This window comes from Pseudooceanicola batsensis HTCC2597 (assembly GCF_000152725.1).
GTDB lineage: Bacteria > Pseudomonadota > Alphaproteobacteria > Rhodobacterales > Rhodobacteraceae > Pseudooceanicola > Pseudooceanicola batsensis.
The window spans coordinates 3,358,574-3,370,902 of record NZ_CH724131.1 but is presented as its reverse complement, the minus strand read 5'-3'; the positions used below and the strand labels follow the sequence as shown (position 1 = coordinate 3,370,902).

7 protein-coding genes are annotated in these 12,329 nt (G+C 67.7%); 2 read left to right on the top strand and 5 right to left on the bottom strand.

Annotation, left to right across the window (positions count from 1 at the left end):
- On the bottom strand, positions 1-3,585 hold the full coding sequence (gene putA, locus OB2597_RS19905; RefSeq protein ID WP_009807427.1) for a bifunctional proline dehydrogenase/L-glutamate gamma-semialdehyde dehydrogenase PutA: 3,585 nt from the start codon (positions 3,583-3,585) through the stop codon (positions 1-3).
- Between the two features lie 144 nt (positions 3,586-3,729).
- Between putA and OB2597_RS19900 the strand changes: the two genes are divergently transcribed.
- Positions 3,730-4,209: an Lrp/AsnC ligand binding domain-containing protein gene (locus OB2597_RS19900; RefSeq protein WP_009807426.1), complete on the top strand. Its 480-nt coding sequence runs from the start codon at positions 3,730-3,732 to the stop codon at positions 4,207-4,209.
- A 347-nt stretch (positions 4,210-4,556) separates the two neighbouring features.
- Positions 4,557-7,349, top strand: a complete 2,793-nt coding sequence (locus tag OB2597_RS19895; protein ID WP_161601050.1) for a protein kinase domain-containing protein — start codon at positions 4,557-4,559, stop codon at positions 7,347-7,349.
- A gap of 312 nt (positions 7,350-7,661) precedes the next feature.
- Here the strand turns inward: OB2597_RS19895 and OB2597_RS19890 are convergent, their stop codons facing one another.
- The 4 genes from OB2597_RS19890 to OB2597_RS19875 all read right to left on the bottom strand — a co-directional run bounded on the left by OB2597_RS19890 (position 7,662) and on the right by OB2597_RS19875 (position 12,308).
- Positions 7,662-8,684, bottom strand: a complete 1,023-nt coding sequence (locus tag OB2597_RS19890) for an extracellular solute-binding protein (RefSeq protein WP_009807424.1) — start codon at positions 8,682-8,684, stop codon at positions 7,662-7,664.
- A 29-nt stretch (positions 8,685-8,713) separates the two neighbouring features.
- On the bottom strand, positions 8,714-9,487 hold the full coding sequence (locus OB2597_RS19885) for an ABC transporter permease (RefSeq protein WP_040610000.1): 774 nt from the start codon (positions 9,485-9,487) through the stop codon (positions 8,714-8,716).
- A gap of 169 nt (positions 9,488-9,656) precedes the next feature.
- Positions 9,657-10,550, bottom strand: coding sequence for an ABC transporter permease (locus tag OB2597_RS19880; protein ID WP_009807422.1), 894 nt, complete (start codon positions 10,548-10,550; stop codon positions 9,657-9,659).
- 696 nt (positions 10,551-11,246) lie between these two features.
- Complete coding sequence (locus OB2597_RS19875) at positions 11,247-12,308, bottom strand: ABC transporter ATP-binding protein (protein WP_009807421.1); 1,062 nt, start codon at positions 12,306-12,308, stop codon at positions 11,247-11,249.
- Positions 12,309-12,329 lie beyond the last annotated feature (21 nt).

Here is a 12,329-nt window from a genome sequence, read left to right as displayed (position 1 = left end):
CTATCCCGCCTGCGCCAGAAGGCTGGCATTGCCGCCGGCGGCGGTGGTGTCGACGCAGACCGCGCGTTCCAGCGTATAGGCCGAGGGCGCGATGCGCTCGGTGATCAGCGGCAGGATCGGGCCGTCGCGCTCGGCCAGCGGTTTCCGGCAAGCGGCTGCATCCGCGCTGGCGACCGCGTCCATGGCCAGCGACCCGAGCATCGCCGGGTCCACCTGTCCGTCGATCACGTGCAGCGGCGCGCCGGCCCCGGTCAGCGGAGCCAGGGCCTTGCGGGCCTCGGGCGCCACGGCCAGCACGGCGTTGCCGGCGGCGAGCGCCTGCACCGTCTGGTCCAGCAGGAGCTCGGGGTCCGGGCCGAGGCAGAGGACCGTGCCGCGCGGGAAAAGCGTCAGGCGGTTGGATTCCCCCGTCGGCCCCGGCAGGTCGATCGGCCCCATGTCGAGCGCGGCGGCCGCGCTCATCGCGTCGCCGGCCGCGCCGCGCAGGGCGGAGCGCAGCGCCGAGACGCGGTCCGGCCGCCGGTGCCAGTGCTGCGCGTCGAGGTCCGCGAGGGCCTTGTCCAGAACCGTCTCCTCGACCTTCGGGGCATCCGAGACCGTGATCCCGCCCGCCGCGCGCTTGCGGAAGCGGGGCAGGTAGTTCGGTCCGCCCGCCTTGGGTCCGGTGCCCGAGAGGCCCTCGCCTCCGAAGGGCTGGGAGCCGACGATGGCGCCGATCTGGTTGCGGTTGACATAGAGGTTGCCGACGCGCAGCCGGTCGACGACCTGCTGGACGCGGATGTCGATGCGGGTGTGCAGACCGAAGGTCAGGCCATAACCCTTGGCGTTCACCTCGGCGATGACGCTGTCCAACTCCTCGGCATCGAAGCGCGCGACATGGAGGACGGGCCCGAAGATCTCGCGCTGCATCTCGCCGATGCCCGAGACGCGGAAGACATGGGGCGGGACGTGCAGCCCCTCGCCCGCGTGATCCAGCCGCTTGAGCAGGCGGCCCTTCGCTTCCATTTCGTCGCAATAGGCGGTGATGCCCTCGCGGGCCTCTTCGTCGATGACCGGGCCGACATCGGTCGAGAGATACCACGGATCGCCCATGCGCAGCGCGTCCATCGCGCCGTACAGCATGCCGAGCACGCGTTCCTCGACATCCCGCTGGACATAGAGGACGCGCAGGGCGGAACAGCGCTGGCCGGCGGACTGGAAGGACGAGGCGAGGATATCCCGGATCGCCTGTTCGGGCAGCGCGGTGCTGTCGACGATCATGGCGTTCAGCCCGCCGGTCTCGGCGATCAGCATGGCGTCGGGCGCGGTCTCGGCAAGCTGGCGGTTGATGATCTGCGCCACGTCTGTCGAGCCGGTGAAGCAGACCCCGGCGATGCGCGGATCCGCCGTCAGCGGCGCGCCGACCGAGGGGCCGTCGCCCGGCAGCAGGTGAAGCACATCCCGGGGAATGCCGGCCTCGTGCATCAGCCGGGTGGCGAGGCCCGCGACCAGCGGCGTCTGTTCGGCGGGCTTGGCGATCACGGCATTGCCCGTCACCAGCGCGGCGGCGATCTGGCCGGTGAAGATGGCCAGCGGAAAGTTCCAGGGCGAGATGCAGGCGATGACCCCGCGCGCGGCGCTGTCCCTCTCGGCGCGGGGGGCCTGGTTGGCGTAGTAGCGCAGGAAGTCGACCGCCTCGCGCACCTCGGCCACGCCGTCGGCCAGGGTCTTGCCGGCCTCGCGGGTACAGAGGGCGAAGACCTGTTCGGCGTTTTCCTCGTAGAGGTCGGCGATGCGGCGCAGGATTTCCGCGCGTTCGGCCACCGGGGTCGCGGCCCAGCCGGGCTGGGCGGCTGTGGCGGCGTCGATGGCGGCGGTCACGTCCTTGGCCGAGGCCTCGTAGACACGGCCCACCACGTCATTCGGCAGGGCGGGATTGCGGATTTCGCGGGGGGCGCTGCCCGCGCCCGCCTCCCACTGGTGGGGGGCCGCGAAGCGCCCGCGCCCCGCCTCGATCTCGGCGAGGTCCAGCGGGTCGCTCAGATCCCATCCCTTCGCGTTCTTCCGGTCCCTGCCGAAGATGGCGAACGGGTGGGTGATCGCCGGGTTGGGCGTGGGATCGCACTGGTCGAACGGGTCGCGGGCGATGGTTTCGGGCGCGACGTTCTCGTCGACGATCTGATGCACGAAGGAGGAATTCGCGCCGTTCTCGAGCAGCCGCCGCACGAGATAGGCCAGCAGGTCGCGATGCGCGCCCACCGGCGCGTAGATGCGGCAGCGCGTGGTCTCGTCCGTCAGCACGCTGTGGTGCAGCGCCTCGCCCATGCCGTGCAGACGCTGGAATTCGAAACTGTCGCGGTCGTTGCCGGCCATGTGGAGGATGGCGGCGACGGTATGGGCATTGTGGGTCGCGAACTGCGGATAGATGCGGTCGCGGTATTCGAGCAGCTTCTTCGCGCAGGAGATATAGCTGACATCGGTATTGGCCTTGCGGGTGAAGACGGGAAAGCCGTCCAGCCCCTCGACCTGCGCGAGCTTGATCTCGGTGTCCCAATAGGCGCCCTTGACCAGCCGGACCATGATCCTGCGGTCGAGCGCCAGGGCCAGGTCCCGCAGCCAGTCGATCACATGGGCCGCACGGGGGCCGTAGGCCTGGACGACGACGCCGAAACCGTCCCATCCGGCGAGGCTCTCGTCCGAGAGAACCGCCTCGATCACGTCGAGCGACAGGTCGAGCCGGTCCTGTTCCTCGGCGTCGATATTGAAGCCGATGCCGGCGTCGCGGGCGGCCCGGGCGAGTTGCAGGGTGCGGGCGACCAGCTCGGGCAGCATCTCGTCGCGATGCGCGACCTCGTATCGGGGATGCAGGGCCGAGAGCTTGACCGATATGCCGGGGTTGCTGCGCACGTCCGGGCCATCGGCCTTGGCGGCGATGGCGGCGATGGCCTGGGCATAGGCGCCGTGATAGCGCATGGCGTCGGCATCGGTGCGCGCGGCCTCGCCCAGCATGTCGTAACTGTAGGTATATCCCTGCTTCTCGCGCTCGCGGGCGTTCTTCATCGCCTCGCGGATGTCGCGGCCGAGCACGAACTGCGCCCCCATCTCGCGCATGGCGCGGCCGACGGCGGTGCGGATCACCGGCTCGCCCAGGCGGCGGACCATGCCGCGCAGGGCGCCGACCACGCCGTCATCCTCTTCGTCGTCAAGCACGCGGCCGGTGAGCATCAGCGCCCAGGTCGAGGCGTTGACCATCAGCGACCCGCTGTCGCCCACATGCGCGCCCCAATCGTGCGGCGCGATCTTGTCCTGGATCAGGTCGTCGATGGTCTCGGCGTCGGGCACGCGCAGCAGCGCCTCGGCCAGGCACATGAGCGCGACCCCCTCTTTGGTCGAGAGGCCGTATTCGGCGAGGAAGCTCTCCATCATGCCGGGCTCGGAGGAGGCGCGGACATTGCGGATCAGCCCGGCCGCCCGCTCCGAGATCGCCGCACGGTCGTCGCCCGAGAGACGGGCGGTCTCGATCAGGCGGTCCAGCGCGACGGGTTCGGGCCCGAGGGTGGCGGCGCGCATCTCGGAGCGGAGTGTCGAGCGGGTTTCTGTCGGCATGGGATCCCCTTTCTTGTTGTTCTGGTCTTGTCGTTCCCGGGCGTCATCATACACGAGCCGGCCGGGTCGTGCCGGACTGATTTTCGACCGTACGGTGCCCTACCGGTCTGTACTTGACAGCGGTTTCAGGCCAATCTGACCGGCATGAGCGAGAATACAGACGAACTGGACCGGATCGACCGGCGCATCCTCTCCGCATTGGCCAAAGATGCGCGGCTGTCCATGGCGGCCCTGGCCGATCGGGTGGGATTGTCGAAGACGCCCGTGACCGTGCGGGTCAAGCGGCTGGAATCCGAGGGATATATCCAAGGTTATCACGCCGCTCTGGACGCCGGAAAGCTGGGCCTCGCGCAGGTGGCCTTTGTCCAGGTGACGCTGGAACGGACCACGGCGGACGCGCTGGACGCGTTCAACGCGGCGGTGCGCGCCGCGCCCGAAATCGCCGAATGCCACATGATCGCGGGCGGCTACGACTACCTGCTGAAGATCCGCACTCGGGATGTCGCGGCCTATCGCCGGGCGCTGACCGATCTCGTGGCGCATCTGCCGCATGTCGCGCAGACCTCGACCTTCATGGCGATGGAGGTGGTCAAGGACGGCGCCGCGGTCGGGGTGACGCCGTAGAAACCGGAGCCCCCCGGGTCGAACCCGAGGATGCCGCCTGCCCCGCCGCAGCGCCCCACCCCGATCATCAACGGAACGCGACAGGTGGCAGGACGCGGTTCCCGCCCCTTTTTCGCCCCCCTCCGGCAGAAATCGGTTGCCGTAGGGGAAGCGGTCATGAATATCTTTCAGGCAATTGCGGCACTGCTGACGCGATACGGCGACGGGAAAGCCGGATGCGGCGGCCCGAGGCTACCGGGGGAAGGTGGCCGGGGCGGTCCGCCGGGCCCCGGAAGAATTCACCAGGCGCAGGTCCGGGCTCCGGCAACAGGCGCATCCGAACTAGACGCACGAGGGAGGTCCGGACGATGGCATTGACACCGAAAATGATCGCATGGCTCGAAAAATACACGAGCTATCAGGATGTCGGACGGATGAAGAAGAAGGGCCTCTCGAAGGCGATGGAGAAGTTCTGGCGCCGCAAGGAGAAGGTCGAGGCGGCCATCGACGCGCTGCCCGCCGATAGTGACGGCAAGGCCGGTCTTGTGCAGAGGCTCAAGGCGGTCACCGATCCGCTGGAAAGCCAGACGGACGCGAAATCGAGCGATCTCAAGGCCGCCTACAAGGCGCTGAACCAGATCAAGAAGGACGCGCGGGACACCCGCGACCAGGAACGCAGCGATCTCGACCCGACGGAGCTGCAGACCAAGCTGCAGGGCCTGCAGCGCGAACTGCAGAGGGTGGTGGACTATTCCGCCGGGATCATGCCCCGGGTCCGGGTCGGCCATGACGGCCCCGTGAACGGCATCGCGCGGCTGCCGGTGTTGGCCGCCGAACCGGATTTCGAAAGCGCCCTGGAGCAGTATACGCTGCTGAGCAACACCATCGCGCAGTACGAAAAGGAGATGGACGCAGCCGACCAGAGGGCCCGGTCCGAGATTCCCACTCTGAAGGGAAGCTACATCTCGCCGGTCGGCAGCAAGAAGGACGTGGAAACGATCCTCGCCAATGCGGAACGCAACATCGCGATCATCAAGGAGGACAACCCGGCCACGAATACCGGTCCCGTCGATACGCTGATCGCGCAGATCCGCGGGTTCTTCGCCAATGACGACCCGCTCAATCCGCAGCCGATCCAGTCGCAGATCGAAACCATCATCAAGGACAAGCGCGAGGATTTCCTCGGCCGCAAGCGGGCCATCCTGGACCTCTCGAGCTTTCAGCAGCGCGAGAACGGGCCGGCGGTGAATTCAAAGGGCGAGGTGGGCGTCAGCGAACAGGGCAACCGGGCGGAATTCCCGCATCTCATCAAGCTGGAAGAGGAGCGGATCGAGCGCGCGAAAGAGGAGATGCGGCAGGCGCTCATGCGGGACCGCGACGAGATCAGTGCGGACAGCGAGGGCTGGCGCGCGGGCGACGACTATGGCCCGGGCGACACGGGCGACACGTTCCGCGCGCCGCCGAAATTCGATGTGGGCGGCATGTGCGCGGGGCTGGACGAGCTGCCCTATGAACATGCGCCGGACAGGGAACGGCAGGCGTTCGTGGCGCATGCGGCCTCGGTCTTCAACGACGAGCTGGACGACCTGATCGAGGACGATCCCTACGGCGACGAGATGCTGGATCTCGCCACCAAGTCGCTGGACGAATGGGAAAAGGACTACATGACCGGCATGGGGCTGCGCGGCTCCAAGGAGGATCTTCCGCCCAAGACCAAGCAGGTTGTCGAGGCGCTGGCCAAGAATGCCAACAACCGCGTGATGGACCAGTTCCCCAACAAGGCGACGGCGGACTACGCGACGATCACGCTGAACGGCGAGACCTATACCAAGGGCCGGGAGTTCGGCAGCGGCGGCGGCGGGCGCGTATTCACCTTCCGGGGGCCGAACGGCGAGGAGATCGTGCTGAAGACGCCGCTTGAAGGCAACGAGGAGGATCCCGGAACAAAGAAGGAATTCGCCGACGAGGCGCGCAACCACAACCAGGCGACCGGCGGACGCAACGGCGACGGTCACCCCAACCTCGTCGACATGAAGGGCGTGGTGATGAGCCCCGACGGCGTGCCCCTGGTGGCGATGGAATATGCGCAGGGCGGCAACCTGAACAAGCAGAACGGGGTGAACCGGGCCCTGGCCGAAACCGGCGCGATCTCGCAGGAGGCGCACCAGGCCATGATCAAGGAGAACCTGCGCGAGGTGGTGATGGCGCTCAAGACCATGGAAGACCACCACATGACGCATTTCGACCTGAAGGACCTGAACGTCTTCATGTCGGAGGACGGCCACGTGAAGCTGGGGGATTTCGGTCTTGCGCAGTCGATGAGCCAGCGGGGCGGCAAGGTCGACAACCCGGGCCAGGGCACACCGGGCTACCAGTCGCCTGAGCTGATCTCCGGCGAGGAGATGTCGTCGAAATCCGACGTCTATTCGCTGACGACGCTGCTGGACCAGCTGGGCGACCCCTACCGCGGCATGGCACGTCACAACGACCGCAAGATGGCGAGCGAGGTCGAGGTCCAGACGAAGGACGACAGCGGCGAGGCGGTCGAGCAGACGGCGTTCGAACGGCTGCGCAACGCGATGCTGGAGGAGGATCCCGACAAGCGCCCGGCGATGGAGGCGATCCTGCTGAGCTCTTTCCTCGAAGATACCAAGTCCTACGACAAGGCCGATCTGGAGGAACTGCGCGCGGCCTCGACCGCCTATTCCAACGCGGTCGGCAGCGAAGTGGCGCAGATCCAGGAGGAGATCAATTTTGCCGAAGGCGAGATCCGCAGGCTGGAGCGGGAGCGGGACGGCGGCGCGGCGACCGAGATCGTCCGGCTCAACGAACGGCGGATCCTGGCGGCGGAGGCGAAGGTCAAGAAATACGACAGTCGCCTGCCCGAGTTGACGCCGGGGTCGCAGCTGCACACCGAGATCACAAATTACCGGAAGTGGGAAGTCGCGGACATCGCCAAGTACAATGATGCGATCGACGACGCGAAGAAGGGCATCGCGCCGGTCAGCGAGGTGCGGCGGGCGGAGATCAACAAGACGATCGAGGCCAAGCGGCAGCAGGTGATCGACTACAACAAGGCGCTTAGGGATATCAACAGCCGTCCCGCCATCGCGCCCTTGCTGGAAAGACTCAAGAAGGCGAACGCGCCGTTCGGGGGATGAGTCCCGCGCGCCGGAACCATCGGAGCGGAAGGGTCACAGCGGGGATGGCGTCGCCCCCGGACTTGACCGCGGTACGGCCGGCGAGGAGGTCCCGGAGCAAGCCCGGGATCCGTGGCCGCGGTACGGCCGGCGGGGAGGTCCCGGGGCAAGCCCGGGACGCGTGGCCGCGGTACGGCTGGCGGGAAGGTCCCGGGGCAAGCCCGGGACGCGTGGCCGCGGTACGGCTGGCGGGTAGGTCCCGGGGCAAGCCCGGGACGCGTGGCTGTGCGCGTTCCCGGTACGCCCGGGAACGCCCTTGGCCGGGGATGGGCCTTACTTCTGCAGGTCGGTCCAGATCGCCGTGTAGAGATCCTGGACCTCCTTCGGGCAGGAGGAGGTGAACTTGCCCGCCGCCTTCAGCTCGTCTGGGACCACGATCTCGGGGGCGGATTTCATCTCTTCGGGCATGTACTCCTCGGAGCCGTCGATGCCGTTGGCGTAGCGGGCGAATTCCGAGATCAACGCGGCGTTTTCCGGATCCATGATGAAGTTCATGAACAGCTTGGCGTTCTCGACGTTCTGCGCGTCCTTCAGGATCGCCACGTTGTCCATCCAGACGATATAGCCCTCCTTCGGGTAACCATAGGCCACGTCGGGATTGTTCAGCCGCGCGCGGAAGGTCGAGCCGTTCCAGTTCACGCTCGCCATGACGTCGCCGTTCGACATTTTCTCGGTCATGCCGTAGTCCATGGACATCCAGTCGGACTTGGCCTCGACCAGCTTGTCGCGGACCTCGCGCAGAAGGTCGCGGTCGTCGGTGCAGGGCTCGCCGCCCATGTACATCACGGCGAGGTTCATGACGTCCTGCATCTCGGGCACGACGTTGACCTTCCCGACCAGTTCCTCGGGCGTGTCGAGCCAGATGGCCGAGGTGTTGATATCGCCGTCATAGGCCGAGGTATTGACCGCGACGCCGGTGGTCCCCCATTGCCACGGCACGGTGTATTCGCGGTTCGGATCCCAGTCGACGTTCTTCCAGTTGTCCGAGATGTTGTCGTAATTCTCCATCTCGGGGATGCCGGGCTTCATCAGCAGGTCCTTGCCCACGTAGATCTGCACGTAGCTGTGCGTGGGCACGACGATGTCGAAGCCATGGCCGCCGGCCTCGATCTTGGCGAGCGCGGTGGTGTTGGAGTCGAAATCCGTGATGGTGACGTCGACGTCGTGCTCCTGTTCGAACTTCTCGATCAGCTTGGGGTTGGTGTAGTTGCCCCAGTTGTAGATGTTGAGTTCGCCCTCGGCATGGGCCGCGGTGGCGGCGGCGAGGGCGAGGGCGGAAGTGAATACCAGTTTCATGATGGCTCCTTGTCGGGTTGGTCCGGGGTTCATCCCCGTTTTCTTGTCAGCAGGAAGAAGGCCGTCAGCAGAAGAACTGTCAGCACAAGCAGCGCCGTGGAGATCGCGTTGACCTCGGGCGTGACCGCGCGGCGCAGCTGACCCAGCATGTAGGTCGGCAGCGTATCCTGTCCGGCGGATTTGACGAACTCGGTGATGATAACGTCATCGAGCGAAATGACGAAGCTCAGCATGGCGCCTGCGGCGATGCCGGGCGCCATGAGCGGCAGGGTGATGCGGCGGAAGGTCTGGAAGGGCGTGGCGTAGAGGTCCGCCGCCGCGCGTTCCAGCGTCAGGTCCATGCCTTCGAGACGGGCGCGGATCGGCAGGTAGGCGAAGGGCACGCAGAAGGCCGAATGCGCGAGGATCAGGTAGGCGAGGCCGGTGTAGCCGGTCGCGGTCTTGATCGCGGCGAAGAAGATCAGCAGGGCGACGGCGGTGACGATCTCGGGCACCATGAGCGGCTGGTTGATCATCACGTAGATCAGCGTCTGCCCCCTGAAGCGCTTGCGCCGGGTTGTGCCGAGGGCCGCCATCGTGGCCAGGGTCGAGGCGATGACGGCGGCCGAGGTGGCGATGACCAGCGAGCGGATCGTGGCCTCCTGCACGAAATCGTTCTCCCAGGCGATGGCGTACCAGCGGGTCGAGAAGCCGCCCCAGAGCGCCACGCTGTCCGAGGCGTTGAAGCTGTAGATCACCATGGTGACGATCGGCACGTAGAGCAGCACGAAAGCCAGGATCGCGACGGTGGCGAAGCCCGGCATGGTGGTGACGTTGAACGGCCGGGCCTGCGCGGCCCTGCCCCGGCCCCGCGCCGGGGCCCCGCGGTCCGGGCCCTTGGTCTCTCCCCTGCCCCGGTCCTGCGCGGGGGCCCCGCTGTCCGTCCCGGTGCGGCGCGGTTCCGGCGCGGGGCCGGGACGCGGGGGTGTGCGGTCAGACATTGTGGCGATCCTCGACCGAGGTGGCGCGGACGTAGGCAAGCAGCGCCGTCAGCACGATCACCAGAAGCAGCATCGACAGCGCCGCGCCGAGAGGCCAGTTGCGGCCCTGGCCGAACTGCAGTTCGATGAAGTTGCCGAGCATCATGTTCTTGCCGCCGCCCAGGATGCGCGGCGTCACGTATGCCCCCAGAGAGGGAACGAAGACGAGGATCGAGCCCGCGACGATCCCGGGGCGGACGATGGGGATGACGATCCGGCGCAGCACCCGCCAACGCGAGGCATAGAGGTCGTATCCCGCCTCGATCAGCTTGAAATCGAACCGGTCGATGGCGGCGAAGAGCGGCAGGACCATCAGCGGCAGGTAGACATAGGCCATGCCGATCAGCACCGCGGTGTCGGTGTAGAGAATCTGCAGCGGCGCGTCGATCACCCCCAGCCAGATCAGGAAGGAGTTCAGCAGGCCCTGGTTCCGGATCACCTCGAGAATGGCGAAGGTCCGGATCAGCAGGTTGGTCCAGAAGGGAATGGTGATCAGGAACAGCCAGGCCGCGCGCCGGTTCGGCGGCTGGGTGGCGATGAACCAGGCCATCGGGAAGCCGATCAGGAAGGTGGCGAGCGTCGTCAGGATCGACAGCTTGAGCGAGCGCCAGAAGATCGTCAGATGTGCGTCGGCGGTCGATACGGTGCCGTCGAAGATGTCGCGTTCGAAGAAGACGCGGAACCAGGCCTCGGTGGTGAAGTTCCAGATCACGCCGGAGAAATCGCCCGGTTCGAGGAAGGAATAGACCACCACGATCAGGAGCGGCCCGGCCGCGCCGAAGATCAGCAGGATCAGCGCGGGGATGGAGAGGAGCCAGCCGTTCTTTCCGGAGTTGGAGAGCGCCATCAGGTGACCTCCGCAAAACGGGTGAGGGGACAGCGCGAGATGGATCCCGGTCCTGCGCCGGGACCCCTTCGGTCCTCGCGTCTCGGCAGCGTTCCCGGCGTCGGCGGGGTCGCGTTGGTCCAGGCGGCCCCGGCTCGGGGGCCGGGGCAGCGTTGCGCGGCGCGTCCCGGCCCTGCGCCGGGACCTCGACGGTCGTCGCCTTTCGGCAGGGTCCCCGGCGTCGGCGGGGTCGCGTTGGCCCAGGCGGCCCCGGCTCGGGGGCCGGGGCAGCGTCGCGTGGCGTGTCCCGGCCCTGCGCCGGGACCTCGACGGCCGTCGCCTTTCGGCAGCGTTCCCGGCGTCGGTGGGGTCGCGTCGGCCCAGGCGGCCCCGGCTCGGGGGCCGGGGCAGCGTCGCGTGGCGTGTCCCGGCCCTGCGCCGGGACCTCGACGGCCGTCGCCTTTCGGCAGCGTTCCCGGCGTCGGTGGGGTCGCGTCGGCCCAGGCGGCCCCGGCTCGGGGGCCGGGGCAGCGTCGCGTGGCGTGTCCCGGCCCTGCGCCGGGACCTCGACGGTCGTCGCCTTCCGGCAGCGTTCCCGGCGTCGGCGGGGTCGCGGTGGCCCAGGCGGCCCCGGCTCGGGGGCCGGGGCGGGGCCGGGACCGGGGGCCGGGGCGGGCAACGGCGCCCGGTGGCAGGTCTGGGCGTGCCGATGTCATGTCAGTCGCCCTCCAGGACCTGGACCGCGCCGGGCACGGGCGCGAGGCGCAGGGTCTCTCCGGTGGTGAGGCCGACCTCGCCGGAGGGCGGGGATTGCAGGCGGGCGACGATCTCGGTCCCGTCCCTGAGATGCAGGTGACAGTGGGTGTCGGTGCCGAAATAGACGGTCTGCGTCAGCGTGGCCTCGATCGGCCCGTCGTCCGTGATGCGGATCTGTTCGGGACGGATGGCAAGGGTGACTTCGCCCTGCCCCGCCGCGCCCGGGACCTCGAGCGACTCGCCCGAGGCGAGGCGGACCCTGCCCCCCTCGAGCATGCCTTTCAGGAAATTGGTCTCGCCGATGAAATCGGCCACGAAACGGTTGACGGGGCCGTTGTAGATCTCGCGCGGGCCGCCGACCTGCTGGAGCCGGCCCGACCGCATGACACCGATGCGGTCCGACATGGTGAGCGCCTCTTCCTGGTCGTGGGTGACGAAGACGAAGGTGATCCCGGTTTCGGTCTGCAACCGCTTGAGTTCGAGCTGCATTTCCTTGCGGAGCTTGAGGTCGAGCGCCGAGAGCGGTTCGTCGAGAAGCAGCACCTCGGGCGCGGGGGCCAGGGCGCGGGCCAGCGCGACACGCTGCTGCTGACCGCCCGAGAGCATGGCGGGCTTGCGGTCCGCCATCCGGTCGAGCCGGACGAGGTCCAGCATCTCCTCCACGCGTCTGCCGACCTCGGCGCGGGACTGGCCCAGCATCTCGAGGCCGAAAGCGATGTTGCGGGCGACGGAGAGGTGGGGAAAGAGCGCGTAGCTCTGGAAGACGGTGTTCACCCGGCGGCGGTTTGGCGGGATGTCGGTAATGTCCCGGCCGGAGAGCAGGATCTGGCCCTCGGTCGGCGTCTCGAACCCCGCGATCAGGCGCAGGAGAGTGGTCTTGCCGCAGCCGGATGGGCCGAGGAGGGTAAAGAACTCTCCTTTCCGGATCGTCAGCGAGACATCGTCGAGCGCCTTGACCGTCGCCTCGCCCGACCCGTAGTACCGGGCCGCGTTTCTTGCTTCGACTGCTGCTTCTTCCGTCACGAGGCACCCCCGTAAGCCATT